Below are 15,245 nucleotides of genomic sequence, written 5' to 3' on the forward strand. Positions count from 1 at the left end.
GGGCGAACGGGGGGCTGAATAATGATTAATCCGGATCGGGTGATAACGAACAGTTATCACCCGGGTTCTCGCGATGCCCGGCAGGAGCGGTCACGCAAGGCGTCAGGGCTCACTCGGCCATCTGCAACTCTGGCAGCTTCACGCGCAACGCCCGGGTCAGCCCCAGTAGCACCAACAGGCCCAGGCCCATCCAGCACAGGCCGATGGTGAACGACAGGCTGGTCAGGCTGCTCCATAGCCACAGCGTGCTGAGAAAGCCCAGGCCGGGAATGGCGCCGTACAGCAGGCAGTTGCGGCAACCGCGCAGTTTCTGGTCCACCAGGTAGTGCTTGACCACCGCCAGGTTCACCGCCGAAAAGGCGAACAGTGCGCCAAAGCTGATCATGTTCGCCACGGTATCCAGGGTGATCACCAGGGCGATCAGCGACAGCAGGCTGACCACCAGGATGGCAGTGGCCGGCACGCGCTTTTTCGTCACCAGCTGGCCGAATGCCCTCGGCAATGCGCCGTCACGGCCCATGGCGAACAGTACGCGCGACACGCTGGCTTGGGACACCATGGCCGAAGCGAAGCAGCCGGCCACGTAGGTCGCGGTGAAGGCGGTTACCAGCAGCTCGCCGCCCACCCGGCGCATCACGTCGACCGACGCCGAATCCGGATCGGCGAAGCTGCCCCAATCGGGGAACACCATCTGTGCGCAATAAGACACCACCAGAAACAGCAGGCCGCCGATCAACGACACCGCCAGAATCGCCACGGGAATGCGGTAGGTCGGGTTACTGGTTTCCTCAGCCATGGTCGACACCGCATCGAAGCCGAGGAACGACAGGCACAGCACGGCGGCGCCGGTCATGATCAACGGCACGCTGAAGCCTTCGTGGTGCAAGGGGGCCAGCAGCGACACCGGCTCCGCCTGTCCGCTGAGCTTGAGAATGGACAGGGCGACGAAGACGATGATGAACACCAATTGCACCACCACCAGGATCCAGTTGACCCGGGTGATCGACTCGATGCCGATCAGGTTGAGGAAGGTGACCAGGGCAATGGAGCCCGCCACCCACACCCAGGCATGGATGGTCGGGAAGTATTCCGACATGTAGATGCCGATCAGCAGGTAGCTGAGCAGCGGCAGAAAGATGTAGTCGAGCAGCAGTGTCCAACCGGTGATGAAGCCGATATGGCTGCCGAAGGCCTTGCGCGTGTAGGTGTAGACCGAGCCGGAGTAGGGGTGGGCCTGGACCATGCGGCCGTAACTGTAGGCGGTCAGCAGCATGGCGGCGAGCGTGAGCAGGTAGGCGGTGGGCAGGTGCCCTTTGGTCATCTGGGTGACCAGCCCGTAGGTGGTGAATACGGCCAGGGGCACCATGTAGGCCAGGCCAAACAGCACCAGGGCGGTCATGCTCATGGACTTGCGGAAGCGGCCGGTGCTGGTGCCGGGTTGCGAGGGTGCATGCGGGGCGGGGCTATGGGCTGTACTTGTTGTTGTATGCATTGCTAACTCCTGAAAAGGGATGCAGGACACCGCGGCACGCGAGCAGGCTCGCGACCGTTAGGTACTGTGCAAGGAGGTCGAGCGGAAAGCTCGCAGCGCTGGGGCGGGTTGATGCTCCCACACCCTGCAGGTACCCGGAATCACCCTTTGGGGTGAGCGGCCACTGCCCTTGCCCGGCTCACCCCAAAGGGTGATTCCGGTGCCTGCAGGCCCGTGGGAGTATCTGCTCAACGACGCACCGCACTGGCGGCGGTGCCACTGAGAAGAAACGGCAGGCTTACAGTGACTAATCAATTGCTTTCAGCACAATGGTTCGAGCACCAGGCCAAGGTCACCGAGGCGATCGGCCGACCGGGCTTTGCCGCCAGCCTGTTTGCTGCACTGGGTGTGATACGGCCGATCCAGGCGACCACGGTGTACCTGTACCCGCACGACGGCATGCCCTGTGCGCTGTTCGAGCAGGATGACAAGGCACCTTGGCAGCCCGAAGGCAATGTCAGCCGCTACCTGTCGGGTTTCTACCTGCTTGACCCGTTCTACGGTGCTTGTGTGGAACAGGTCGAATCCGGCTGCTACGGCCTGTTCGAAGTGGCGCCCGATCACTTCGAGGTCAGCGAATACTACCAATCGTTCTACCGCCACTCGCACCTGGAGGATGAGCTCAACTACATCCTGCAGGTGGCGCCCGGGCAAAGCCTGGCGGTGTCGCTGGCCTTCACCGACAAGCTGGATGGGCAAAGCCGCACGCGGTTCGGGCTCATCACGCCTTGGGTGCTGGCGGTACTCGGCAAGCATTTTGCCGGGCTGGACAGCCGCGCAGGCCGCTTCGAGAACATCCTCGAGCAACGTATCCATGCCGCGCTGAACAACTTCGGCAGCTCGCTGCTGACCGAGCGTGAATGCCGTATCGCCCAGTTGATCCTGCGTGGTCACTCGACCAGGTCGCTGGCCGAGCGGCTGGGGGTGTCGGAAGACACCATCAAGTCGCACCGCAAGAACGTCTACGTCAAGCTCGACATCGGCACCCAGTCCGAACTGTTCTCCCTGTTCATCGACGCACTGGCCAATGCCCAGGGCGTGCTGGGCAAGGACCCGCTGGAAAGCTACATGGGCAAGCTGCGCTGAACGCCAGCTGCCCTGCAACCCCACCGCAAAGGAAAACCAACAATGAACGCGCCTTTCGCCCCGCAACGCCAGACCCGTGACTACCAGGCAGCCGATGCCGCCCACCACATTCATGCCTTCCTCGACCAGAAGGCGCTGAACGCCGAAGGGCCGCGGGTGATCGTCGGTGGCGAACGCCTGCACCTGTGGGACAGCGAGGGCAAGCGTTACCTGGATGGCATGTCTGGCCTGTGGTGCACCCAGCTCGGTTATGGCCGTCGTGACCTGACGGCCGCCGCAGCCACGCAGATGGATCAGCTGGCCTACTACAACATGTTTTTCCACACCACCCACCCGGCGGTGATCGAACTGTCCGAGTTGCTGTTCAGCCTGCTGCCGGGGCACTACAGCCACGCGATCTACACCAACTCCGGCTCCGAGGCCAACGAGGTACTGATCCGCACCGTGCGCCGCTATTGGCAGGTGGTTGGCCAGCCAGGCAAGAAAATCATGATCGGCCGCTGGAACGGCTACCACGGCTCAACCCTGGCGGCCACGGCGCTGGGCGGGATGAAGTTCATGCACGACATGGGCGGGCTGATTCCGGATGTGGCACACATCGACGAACCTTACTGGTACGCCGAGGGCGGTGAACTGACCCCGGCCGAGTTCGGCCGCCGCTGCGCCCTGCAGCTGGAGGAAAAGATCCTCGAACTGGGTGCCGAGAACGTTGCCGGCTTCATTGCCGAACCCTTCCAGGGGGCCGGCGGCATGATCTTCCCGCCGGAAAGCTACTGGCCGGAAATCCAGCGTATCTGCCGCCAGTACGACGTGCTGCTGTGCGCCGATGAGGTGATCGGTGGCTTTGGCCGCACCGGCGAATGGTTCGCCCATGAATACTTCGGCTTCGAGCCCGACACCCTGTCGATTGCCAAGGGCCTGACCAGCGGCTATGTGCCCATGGGCGGCCTGGTGCTGAGCAAGCGCATTGCCGAGGCGTTGGTGGAGCGCGGCGGGGTATTTGCCCACGGCCTGACCTATTCCGGCCACCCGGTGGCGGCGGCAGTGGCCATCGCCAACCTGAAGGCGCTGCGTGACGAAGGCATCGTGCGCCAGGTGAAGGACGACACGGGGCCGTACCTGCAGCGCATTCTGCGGGAAGTGTTTGCCGACCACCCATTGATCGGTCAGGTGCAAGGGGCCGGGCTGGTGGCGGCGCTGCAGTTTGCCGAGCACAAGCCGACGCGCAAGCGCTTTGCCAACGAGAACGACCTGGCCTGGCAGTGCCGCACCTTTGGTTTCGAGGAAGGGGTGATCATTCGCTCGACCCTGGGCCGGATGATCATGGCCCCGGCCTTGATCGCCAACCACAGCGAGCTGGATGAGCTGGTGGAGAAGACCCGGATAGCCGTAGACCGCACGGCGCGGCTGGTCGGCAAGCTCTAAGCCTTCTGGGGGCGCTTCGCGCCCCGATCGCGACGCAAGGCCGCTCCCACAGCAATCGCGTCGCTTGCAGGGGCAACGCTGTTCTTGTGGGAGCGGCCTTGTGTCGCGATTGGGCTGCAAAGCAGCCCCGGCGATTCATCCGTGGGACGACGCCCCCATCCAAAAGATTGCTCCCATGTTTACCAGGAGTACACATGTATACCCTCGAATTCTGGCAACAACGCGCTTCGGACCTGTACCTGCCATCCAAAGCGCTGATCAATGGCAAACCCGTCAACGCAGAGGATGGCGCCACCTTCGCAGCCATCAACCCCGCCACCCACAACGTAATGGCACAGGTTACCGCCTGCGGCCAGGCCGAGGTCGACCTGGCCGTCGCCAGCGCCCGTCGAGCCTTTGAGCACGGCCCCTGGCCGCGCATGGCGCCGGGCGAGCGCAAGAAGGTGCTGTTGCGCCTGGCCGAGCTGATCATGGCCCATCGTGAAGAACTGGCCTTGCTGGACTCGCTGAACATGGGCAAGCCGGTGATGGACGCCTACACCATCGACGTGCCGGGCTCTGCACATGTGTTCGGCTGGTACGGCGAAGCGCTGGACAAGCTGTACGACCAAGTGGCGCCCACGGCGCCCACGGCGCTGGCCACCATCACCCGCGAAGCACTCGGTGTGGTCGCGGCTGTGGTGCCGTGGAATTTCCCCCTCGACATGGCCGCCTGGAAGCTGGCCCCGGCGCTGGCTGCCGGTAACAGCGTGGTACTCAAGCCCGCCGAACAATCACCGTTCTCGGCCCTGCGCCTGGCCCAACTGGCGCTGGAAGCCGGTGTGCCGGAAGGCGTACTGAACGTAGTGCCGGGCCTGGGCGAGCAGGCCGGGCAGGCGCTGGGCCTGCACCCGGATGTGGACTGCCTGGTATTCACCGGCTCCACCCAGGTGGGCAAGTACTTCATGCAGTACTCGGCGCAGTCCAACCTCAAGCAGGTGTGGCTGGAGTGCGGCGGCAAGAGCCCAAACCTGGTGTTCGACAACTGCCAGGACCTGGACCTGGCTGCGGAAAAGGCCGCCTTCGGCATTTTCTTCAACCAGGGCGAGGTGTGTTCGGCCAACTCGCGGCTGTACGTGCAGCGTGCCATCCACGATGAGTTCATCGAGCGCCTGCAGGCCAAGGCTCGCCAGTGGCTGCCCGGTAACCCGCTGGATCCGGCGAGCCGCGCCGGGGCCATTGTCGATGCCGAGCAGACCGGCCGCATCGAGGCCGCCATCGTGCGTGCCGGGCAAGAGGGCGCGCGATTGGTGTGTGGCGGCCGACGCCTGACCGTCGAAGGTTCGGACAACTACATCGAGCCGACCATTTTTGCCGGTGTCGAGGGCCGCATGAGCCTGGCGCGGGAGGAGGTGTTCGGCCCGGTGCTGGCGGTCAGCGCCTTCGACACCGAAGAAGAAGCGGTGCGCCTGGCCAACGACAGCATCTATGGCCTGGCAGCCTCGGTGTGGAGCGACGACTTCAACCAGGTGCACCGGGTAGCGCGTGCGTTGAAAGCCGGTACCGTATCGGTGAACACGGTCGATGCGCTGGATGTGACGGTGCCGTTCGGTGGGGGCAAGCAGTCGGGGTTTGGCCGCGATCTGTCACTGCATTCGTTCGACAAGTATTCGCAGCTCAAGACCACCTGGTACCAGTTGCGCGGCTGATCTCCTGATCATGGCCCACGTCGCCTGCGTCGCGGTACAAAGCCTTGCACGATCGTCTGTAAACGTGTTGCCGGCCCGGCAGAACGCTCACATGCACTCTACACTGCTGCAGACATCAGCCAAGGCAATGTGCCGCACATGGAGTACCTGGGATGGGCTGCGTGTCGACGGGGCGTGTCGTTGGCAATAGAGGACGTGGTATTTCACTGCAGTGGCTGGTGGCGCTGGCCATCGTGCTGGGCATGCTGCTGCTCGGCGCTGCCCTGGCCTGGCAGGGGTACCGCGGTATTCGCCAAACCCTTGTGGCTGCTGCTGGCGATGCCGCCCAGCAGGTTGCCAAGACGATCGACGAGCGCGCCAGGCGCCTGATCGAGCCGGCGCAAAGCAGCATTCGCCTGCTTGCCCACAACCCGACTGTGCACACCCAGGCACAGCGCCTGGATCGGCTGCCACAGCTGGTGGAAATGCTGGACGCCAACCGCATGCTCAGCGCCGCCTATCTGGGTTACCCCAGCGGCGAGTTCCTGCTGGTGCGTCGCCTGCATGACCCGCAGCTGATGCAGCGTTTCGCCGCTCCACCGGGCACGGCATTTCTGGTGCAGAGCGTCAGCCATGGCGAGGGCGGCAAGGTGCAGGGCGAGTGGCGTTTTTATGATCGGGCGCTGAACCTGTTGCAGGCCCAGGCCAAATCTGACTATCGCTACGATCCACGCCTGCGCCCCTGGTTCGCTGAAGCCACGGTACAACCCTCTACGGTGCTGACTCGCCCTTATGTGTTCTTCACCACCCGCGAGGTCGGCTTGACCATGGCCCAACGTAGCGTCGACGGTGGCGCCGTGATCGGCCTGGATGTCTCGGTCAACGACTTGGCCAGCGAGACTCAGGACCTGCGCATGACCCCGGGTACCGAGATCGTGGTGGTCGATGACCAGGGCAACGTTGTGGCCTATCCGGACCCGCAGCGGGCAATCGTGCACGAAGGGCAAGGCGTGCGCCTGTCGCGTGTCGCCGAGCTGGGCGCTCCCAGCCTGGCGCGGCTATACGCTGACCTGCCCAAGGGCAACCAGCCTCAGCCTTATCAGGTGGATGGCCAGACCTGGTATGGCATTCGTGTGCATCTGACCACCCTGGCCGGGCACGACTTGTACGTGCTGATTGCCGTACCCGGCCACGAGTTACTGGTGGGGGCGCGCAAAGTCTTGTACGAGCAGTTGCTCTGGACCATGGCGCTGATGGCCGTGCTGCTGGTGCTCGGCGGTGTGCTTGGCCGGCGCATTGGCCGCCCGCTGCGGCTGTTGCGCGAGCAGGTTCAAGGCTTGGCCAGTTTTGATTTCAGCCGTGAGGTGGGCGTGCACTCGCGGGTTTCCGAGGTGCGTGAACTGAGCCGCGTGCTGAGCCGCATGTCCGGTACCATTCGCCACTTTCAGGCGATTACCCTTACGCTCAGCCGTGAGCGAAACCTGGAGCGCATGCTCGACGGCGTGCTGAACCATCTGGTAGAAGCTGCCGGGGGCGACGCCGGCGGGGTTTACCTGTATGACGCTGAACAGGCTTTGCTGCGCCTGGCCGCCTCGTGCCGCGGTGAACACTACCCAAGCGAGCTGGCAGTGGATGAGGGCGCCCGGCAGCACTTGGCTGTAACAGTGACCCAGGCCCTCGGCCTGCATGAGCGCAGTCTGGCCGTGGTGCTGAATGACCGTAGCCAGGCACTGTTGGGCATCCTGGTCCTGCAAATGGACGAAGAGCAGGCGCAGGAGCGGGTGGGCGAGCCATTCCGGCGCTTTGTCGAGGAATTGTCCGGAGTGGCTGCGGTGGCTATCGAAACCCGCCAGTCGGTCGAAACCCAGCAACGTCTGCTGGACGCCATGATCAAGCTGCTGGCAGACGCCATCGATGCCAAGAGCCCCTATACCGGTGGCCACTGCGAGCGCGTGCCTCAGCTGGCGCAGATGCTGCTGGATCAGGCAGTGTCAGCCGACAGCGGCCCGTTCGCCAGCTTCAGCATGACCGAGGCAGAACGGTACGAGTTCCGTGTGGCAGCGTGGCTGCACGATTGTGGCAAGGTCACCAGCCCCGAGTACGTGGTGGACAAGGCGACCAAGCTGGAGACCCTGTACAACCGCATCCACGAAGTCCGCATGCGTTTCGAAGTGCTGTGGCGCGATGCGGAGCTGGCCTACTGGCAAGGCCTGGCCAGTGGCGCCGACCAGCAGGTGCTGAAAGCCGCACTGCAGCGAAGCCAGGCCGAGCTGCAGGACGACTTCGCTTTCGTCGCCCAGGCCAACATCGGCGGCGAGTTCATGCAGGACACCGATATCCAGCGTTTGCAGGTGATCGGCAAGCGCCGCTGGCTGCGCCATTTCGATAACCGCCTGGGCATCTCCCGTGACGAGGCGGAACGCCTTGTCGGCGTGCCGCAGCCTGCACTGCCGACAGAGGAGCCATTGCTGGCTGATCGCCCCGAGCACTGCGTGCCCTGGGGCACCCGCACGCCGCCGGTGGTCAAGGATGACCCGCGTAATATCTGGGGGTTCGACATGCACCTGCCAGGCCACGCCAGCAACCACGGCGAGTTGTACAACCTGTCGATCCGCCGTGGCACGCTGACTGACGAAGAACGCTTCAAGATCAACGAACACATCGTGCAGACCATCATCATGCTCAGTGCGCTGCCGCTCCCGCGCCAGCTCAAGCGGGTACCCGACATCGCCGGCAACCACCACGAAAAGATGAACGGCAGCGGCTATCCGCGCCGCCTGGGCGGGCAGGACCTGGGCATCGCCGAGCGGGTGATGGCGATTGCCGACATCTTCGAAGCACTGACGGCAGCAGACCGGCCTTACAAACCCCCGAAGACGCTGTCCGAATCGGTGAAGATCCTGGTGGCCATGGCCCGCGAGGGGCACGTCGACGGGCAACTGCTACAACTGTTCCTCAGCAGCGGGGTATACCGCCAATATGCCGAGCGCTTCCTGCGCACCGAGCAGATCGACGAGGTGGATGAGGTCTACTGGCTGGCGCAGATTCAGGAGCGCAGCGCAGTGAGACCTGTGAGCTGAGGGACGACAGCGCTGAAAAATCAGACCGTGTGGCGCTCGATTCAAGCGCCACGGCCTTTCCCTGCGTCCTCCTGCAGAGCGCCGACCACCCGGGTATTGTGGGTCAGCTCACTCATACCCCTGCACCCCGGCAATGTGCCGCCCGGCGACATAGCCAAAGGTCAGCGCCGGCCCCAGGTTGATGCCACCCGACGGGTACCAGCCACCAAACACGCTGGCCATGTCGGTACCTGCTGCGTACAGGCCTGCAATCGGTTGCCCGGCCTCATCCAGTACACGGGCATTGCCGTCGGTGCGCAACCCGGCGAAGGTGCCAAAACAGCCAGGCTTTACTTTCACCGCATAGAACGGCCCGTGCTCGATGGGCGCCACGCAAGGGTTAGGGCCCTTGTGCTGTGGGTCACCCTGCTTGCGGTTGAACGGCGTGGAACCACGGCCAAACGCCGGGTCCTGGCCGTTACGGGCATGGTTATTGAAGTCAGTGACCGTGGCGCGCAGCCCGGACGGGTCAATGCCGCAGGCCTGGGCGAGCTGCTCGAGCGTGGCGCCGCGTTTCAGGTAGCCGTTGCGCACATGCGGCCCTACCGGCAGCGGTGCCGGGCGAGCATGCCCCAAGCCATAGCGGCGCAAGAAGCGATGATCGCAAACCAGCCACGAGCACACCTCCTGGCCCTCCGGCACTGCAGCGACCATGGCCGACACATAGTCGTAATAGCCATGCGCTTCGTTGACGAAACGCTTGCCGTTGGCCAGCACGCCGATAACGCCCGGTTTGCCGCGCTCGATAATGTGCGGGAAGTGGCCGACGCTGCCGTCGCGATACGGCACCTGTGAAACCGGTGCCCAGGCCACCGGCGACTTCAGGTCGGTGGCAACCACACCGCCGGCGGATTCGCCCAGGCGCAGGCCATCGCCAGAACACCCCTTGGGCGGCAGCGCCAGGTTGTCGTGGCCGCTGGCATCGCGCGGGAACAGTTGCTGGCGCCGGGCGTTGTCATTGGGGAAACCACCTGCCGCCAGCACCACGGCCTTGGCGCGGATCAGTTGCTCACCCTGTGGCGTCGCGACCCACGCCCCGCGTACCTGGCCACCCTCGATCAGCAGGCGTTTGGCCGGCGCCGACGCTTGCAGGTGCACACCCAGGTCCTGTGCCGATTTAGCCAGGCGCGCCACCAGTGCCACACCGTTGACCAGGTGCATGGCCCGACCATGGCGGGCCAGGTGGTACAGGTGTCGGCCAAAGCGCTTGCACACGTGCAGCAGGGCTTTGGGTGAGCGGGTCATGTTGAGGAAGGCGGCAAGGTCGGCTCCGGCCATGATCGGCATGCCCATGAACGAAGTTTCGCGCATGGTCTTGCGCAAGCGTGGCAGCAGGGCGCCAACCTCGCGGGCATCGTAGGGCGCGGCGATCACCTGGTGGCCGCCAAGGGCTGCCCCCGGCGTATCGCCATGCATGTCCGGGATGCCGTTGCCGTCGGCAAACTGCAACGCCGTGTACTTCTCGAAAAACGCCACCATGTGCGGGCACGCCTCAAGGAAGGCATCGACGCGCTCGGCATTGTAGTTTGCCCCCAGCTCATGGCGCAGATAAGTCCGCGGCTGCTCGATGTCTTCCTCGATGCCGGCCCTGCGCGCCAGCGGGTTGCGTGGCACCCAGGCCCAGCCGCCGGACCAGGCGGTGGCACCGCCAAACACCGGTTCTTTCTCCGCCACGATCACCTTCTGCCCATGCCAGGCAGCCGTGACGGCCGCCGCCAGCCCGGCGGCGCCAGAACCTATGACCAGTACATCGCATTCGGTTTCGAGAGGAGCGGAAGGCATTGCGGGTTTCCTGTGTGCTTTTATTAGAACAATGTTCCACATTCTTATCGGCAGCGGGTGGTCCTGCAAGGTCAGGTTGGTCATGTCAGGCAAGAACTGGGCGATCATCGGACATTCGAGGTGGGCTGAGCTGCGCTGGCTAGCGACGATGTGGAATCATCTTCTAGAATCCGCAAAAAATCAGGGACCTTGTGACATGGCTGGTAGTCAGATCGAACGCGCCTTCAGTCTTGTAGAAAGCCTTACCGGTGAACCCCAAGGGCTGCCGTTACAAACCCTGGCCGAGCGCCTGGACATTCCCAAAAGCGCTGCCCACCGCATGCTCACTGAGCTGGTGCGGCTGGGCTACGTGCGCCAGAACCGGGAAAACAGCCGCTATCAGCTGTCGGCCAAGCTGGTAGCGCTGGGCTTTCGTTACCTCGCCAGCAACGGTGCCGACATCATCCAGCCGATTCTTGACCGCCTGGCCCAGGACAGCGGTGAGCTGGTGCGCCTTGGGGTGATCGACGGTGCCCGGCAAACCTGGATCGCCAAGTCTCAGGGGGCCCGCTCCGGGCTGCGCTACGACCCGGATATGGGGCGCGACGCGCCGCTGTTCTATACCGCCTCCGGGCATGCCTGGCTGGCCAGCCTGGACGATGAGCAGGCGCTGCAGATGGTGTTGCGCCAAGGTATTGCCGACCCCGAACAGTTCGGCCCGAATGCGCCACGCTCCACCGACGAGCTGCTCGCCTACCTGCACCGCGCCCGCGAGCGTGGTTATGCCTGGGTCGAGGAAACCTCCGCCATCGGCACCTCAGCCCTGGCCGCAGTGGTGCGCCGGCCGCAAAGCGACGAGGTAATCGGCGTGCTGAGCATCGCCGGGCCCAGCGCGCGGCTGGCACAGAGCCGCCTTACAGCGCTGGCACCGCTATTGCTGTCGGCGGCAGAAGAGCTGTCGGCGGCCAGTCCCGCCAGCGAGCTGTTTGCCTGAGAGGATATTCCGGTCGATTACCGCACAGTCTGTTGCGCCCGTTCTTCTGAAAAGCTGAACTTGGTTCTAGATTGTCGAGCATGAATTTTGGAACTCGGTTTCAGAATTTCATAACAACAATGACAAGAGGACAGGCTGTTGAACGCACCCCTTCGTATTGCCTTGATTGGCGCCGGCATCATGGGCCGGCAGCATTACCAGCACTTGCGCAATGTGCCGCAAGCCCAACTGTGTGCGGTAGCCGACCCCGGCCCGCAGGCCGAGGCCTTCGCTGCCGAGTGCGGTGTGCCCTGCTTTGCCGACCACCGGCAAATGTTGGCGCATGTGCGCCCCGAGGCAGTGATCGTCGCCAACCCCAACAACCTGCATGTCGCCACCGCCCTGGATTGTGTCGAGGCCGGGGTGCCGGTGCTGGTGGAAAAACCGGTGGGCGTGAACCTGGATGAAGTGCGTGCACTGGTGGAAGCCTCACGCCGCCGAGGTGTGCCGGTGCTTGTAGGGCACCATCGCCGACACAATCCGCTGATCACCAAGGCGCACCAGGTGATCAACGAAGGCAAGCTGGGCCGTTTGATCAACGTCACCGCGCTGTGGCAGCTGCAAAAGCCCGACAGCTATTTCGAAACGCCCTGGCGCCGCGAGCCAGGGGCCGGTTTCTTGCTGACCAACCTGATCCACGACCTTGACCTGTTGCGTTACCTGTGCGGCGAGGTGGTGCAGGTGCAGGCCTTCACCCGCAACGATGTCCGCGGTTTTGCCAACGAAGACAGCGCCGCGGTGCTGCTGCAGTTTGCCAACGGTGCCCTGGGCAGCCTGACCGGGTCCGACGCGGTGGCTGCACCGTGGAGCTGGGAGCTGGACGCTGGCGAAAGCCCTGTGTACCCGCGCCAGGATGGCCAGCCGTGCTATCTGCTGGCCGGTACCCAAGGAGCACTGAGCATTCCCCAGCTCAAGCGCTGGCATTACGCCGAGGCAGGCTCGGGCTGGCATACGCCCCTGTTGCAAAGCTCGGAAAGCATCCCCGCCGGCGAGGCATTGACCCTGCAATTGCAACATTTTGTGCGGGTTGCCCGGGGTGAACAGGCGCCGCTGATCGACGCTGCCGACGGGGGGCGCACACTGGCGCTGATCGAAGCGATAAGGCAGGCAGCCCAAAGCGGTCGGGCTTGCGCGCCCGAGCACATTGGCTGATACAACCTTACTATTGCGGGTGATGATAAATGACTGATCGAATTTTTTCCCTCGCGGCCCTGACGGTGCTCGAGCTGTCTCCTCCGGACATGGTCGAGGCCGCCGCCCGAGCGGGTTACAGCCATGTCGGCCTACGGCTGGTGCCAGCCACCGAACAGGAGCGCCATTTCCCGTTGGTCGCCGATGCCGAACTGCGCCGGCAAACCCAGGCGCGCTTGCGCGACACGGGTATCAAGGTGCTCGACCTGGAGATCCTGCGTCTTGAACCGGCCACCTGTGTGGCCGATTTCGAAGCGATCCTGGCGGTGGGCGCCGGGTTGGGTGGCACTGAATTGCTGGTAGCGGGCAACGACCCCGACGAAGCGCGCCTGACCGAACGCTTTGCCGCATTGTGCGAGCTGGCGGCGCAATACGGCATTCACCCTCACCTGGAGTTCATGCCCTGGACCGACGTACGTGACCTGCGCCAGGCCATGCGGGTGGTGGCCAACGCCGACCGCGGCAATGGCTGCGTACTGGTGGATGCCTTTCACTTCAACCGCTCCGGCTCTTCGCTGGACGACCTGGCGCAGCTGGCGCCGCAGCGCATGCGCTATGCCCAACTGTGTGACGTTGCTGGCCCGGTACCGGCAGACATGGACGAGATCCTGCGCCAGGCGCGTAACGAGCGACGCTTCCCGGGTGATGGCGACGCCGACCTGGTTGGCCTGTTGCGCGCCTTGCCGCCGAGCGTGCCGCTGAGCCTGGAAATCCCCACGCGGCAATTGCTGGAGCAGGGCATCAGCGGCGAACAGCGCGCGCGCATGGCGCTGGAGAAAGCCAAGGCGGTGTTGGCCACCGTCTGATCGAGCGAACGTGGCGCATGGCACCGGCTGCGACACGTTCGTGAGTGAACCCGCTCCCACGCCGAACATTGCCTTGTCGTTGTTTGCTTCTCAAGAAACACCAGGCCAAAAAAAGGGCCCGCAAGGGCCCCGTAGAGGTAAGTGGCTAGCGCTCTCAGGCGCTCTCGACCTTGCGCGGTGCCATGAAATACATCCACACCAACGCCAGGAAGTACATGGCCGGGATCATGGTAAACAGCACGGCATAGTTGTTGTTGGTAGCGGTCAGCACGCTGCCGACAATCTGCGTCATGAACATCCCGCCAATTGCCGCACACATGCTGCCGAAGCCGAATACGGTGCTCACCAGATGCTTGGGTGTGTAGTCCATCACCAGGCTCCAGATATTCGCCGTCCATGCCTGATGCGCACCTACCGCGATCGAGATGGCCGCCACCGCGACCCACAGTCCACTGGCGTTGGCGGCAAAGATGACGCTGAGCATGGTGCAGGCAAAGATCAGCATGGACACCAAGCGCGCTGTCGTGGCACGCACGCCACGGCCGATCAGCCACGACGACAGAATGCCACCCCCGATGCTGCCGAAGTCTGCCGTCAGCCAGATGATGATCAACGGGATGCCCATCTGGGTCACGTTGATGCCCAGGCTGTATTGCTGGTTCAGGAACGGCGGCAGCCAGTACAGGTAGAACCAGAACACCGGCGCGGTAATCGCATAGGCCACTGCAAAAGCCCAGGTGCCACGCAGGCGCAGGATACGGCTGAACGGCACGCGGGTCGGCTCGGGCTCGTCATCCTGCTGGATGTACTGCACCTCGCTCTGACGCACGCGGGGGTGGTCTTCAGGGTTGTAGTACTTCAGCACCCAAAACACGACCCACACCAGGCCCAGGCTGCCCATTGCGATGAACGCAGCCTGCCAGCCCCACACAGCCAGGATCAGCGGCAACAGCGCGGGGGTGACCATGGCACCAACGTTGGTACCGGCGTTGAACAGCCCCGTTGCAATCGCCCGCTCACCCGCCGGGAACCACAGGCGCACGGTCTTGACGCAGGCCGGGTAGTTGGCGGCCTCGGTCAGGCCGAGGATGAAGCGGCAGACCATGAAACCTGCCGCCGAGGTGGCCAGGCCGTGGGCTCCCGTGGCCAGGCTCCACAGCAGTACAGCGAAGAAGAAGGCCCGTTTGACCCCGACCTTGTCGATCAGTCGGCCTTGCAGCAGAAAGCCGATGGCATAGCCGACCTGGAACCAGAAATTGATGTTGGCGTAGTCCATCGCCGTCCAGCTCATTTCCTTGGCCAGCACGGGCTGCATGATGCCGAGGGCGGCGCGGTCGATGTAGTTCAGGGTGGTGGCGAAGAACACCAGGGCGAGCATGCCCCAACGGGTCTTGCCGACGCCGAAGGCGCCGCGGAGCTTGTCGCCGATCGAGCCCTGGGACATCCGGGGCGCGGCGGGGGGGATCTTGGAGTGGTTCATAGACTGCTCGTTTCTTGAAATTGTATTCAGCTGCGGTGCTACGGGTACGTGACCGTTTCCCAGGCAGGGGGGGCACGCAAGGCCGGTGCATGGTGAGCAGTGAAGACGGCAGCGTCAATTCAAGAGACGGGCTACTGTTCGGTTAT

Annotated in this window: 10 protein-coding genes; 7 read left to right on the forward strand and 3 right to left on the reverse strand. The window is 63.9% G+C overall.

All coding sequences use genetic code 11. From position 1 onward, the window contains the following. Positions 1-109: 109 nt before the first annotated feature. On the reverse strand, positions 110-1,492 hold the full coding sequence (locus AC3WLP_RS12865) for an APC family permease (protein ID WP_012052810.1): 1,383 nt from the start codon (positions 1,490-1,492) through the stop codon (positions 110-112). A gap of 282 nt (positions 1,493-1,774) precedes the next feature. Here AC3WLP_RS12865 and AC3WLP_RS12870 point away from each other — a divergent pair, with 282 nt between their 5' ends. From AC3WLP_RS12870 to AC3WLP_RS12885, 4 genes are all read left to right on the forward strand, one after another. Further along, positions 1,775-2,617, forward strand: coding sequence for a helix-turn-helix transcriptional regulator (locus AC3WLP_RS12870; protein ID WP_014753498.1), 843 nt, complete (start codon positions 1,775-1,777; stop codon positions 2,615-2,617). Positions 2,618-2,659: 42 nt separating this feature from the next. After that, positions 2,660-4,042 (forward strand): aspartate aminotransferase family protein, encoded by a 1,383-nt coding sequence (locus AC3WLP_RS12875; RefSeq protein ID WP_003250846.1) that lies wholly within the window; start codon positions 2,660-2,662, stop codon positions 4,040-4,042. Positions 4,043-4,236: 194 nt separating this feature from the next. After that, positions 4,237-5,730 carry an aldehyde dehydrogenase gene (locus AC3WLP_RS12880; RefSeq protein WP_014753497.1) on the forward strand — a complete coding sequence of 498 codons (1,494 nt, stop codon included), beginning with the start codon at positions 4,237-4,239 and terminating at the stop codon, positions 5,728-5,730. Between the two features lie 152 nt (positions 5,731-5,882). After that, positions 5,883-8,789, forward strand: coding sequence for an HD domain-containing phosphohydrolase (locus AC3WLP_RS12885; protein WP_088512751.1), 2,907 nt, complete (start codon positions 5,883-5,885; stop codon positions 8,787-8,789). Positions 8,790-8,897: 108 nt separating this feature from the next. Here AC3WLP_RS12885 and AC3WLP_RS12890 read toward each other — a convergent pair whose 3' ends face one another. After that, positions 8,898-10,610 carry an FAD-dependent oxidoreductase gene (locus AC3WLP_RS12890; RefSeq protein ID WP_012052806.1) on the reverse strand — a complete coding sequence of 571 codons (1,713 nt, stop codon included), beginning with the start codon at positions 10,608-10,610 and terminating at the stop codon, positions 8,898-8,900. Between the two features lie 196 nt (positions 10,611-10,806). Between AC3WLP_RS12890 and AC3WLP_RS12895 the strand changes: the two genes are divergently transcribed. The 3 genes from AC3WLP_RS12895 (at position 10,807) to AC3WLP_RS12905 (ending at position 13,619) form a co-directional block, all read left to right on the forward strand. Next, positions 10,807-11,583, forward strand: a complete 777-nt coding sequence (locus AC3WLP_RS12895) for an IclR family transcriptional regulator (RefSeq protein WP_012052805.1) — start codon at positions 10,807-10,809, stop codon at positions 11,581-11,583. Positions 11,584-11,721: 138 nt separating this feature from the next. Continuing rightward, positions 11,722-12,774, forward strand: a complete 1,053-nt coding sequence (locus AC3WLP_RS12900; protein WP_012052804.1) for a Gfo/Idh/MocA family protein — start codon at positions 11,722-11,724, stop codon at positions 12,772-12,774. 29 nt (positions 12,775-12,803) lie between these two features. After that, positions 12,804-13,619: a sugar phosphate isomerase/epimerase family protein gene (locus AC3WLP_RS12905; protein WP_012052803.1), complete on the forward strand. Its 816-nt coding sequence runs from the start codon at positions 12,804-12,806 to the stop codon at positions 13,617-13,619. 154 nt (positions 13,620-13,773) lie between these two features. Here the strand turns inward: AC3WLP_RS12905 and AC3WLP_RS12910 are convergent, their stop codons facing one another. After that, positions 13,774-15,099, reverse strand: coding sequence for an MFS transporter (locus tag AC3WLP_RS12910; protein ID WP_012052802.1), 1,326 nt, complete (start codon positions 15,097-15,099; stop codon positions 13,774-13,776). Between the last annotated feature and the right edge of the window lie 146 nt (positions 15,100-15,245).

This window comes from Pseudomonas sp. FW305-E2 (genome assembly GCF_058782925.1).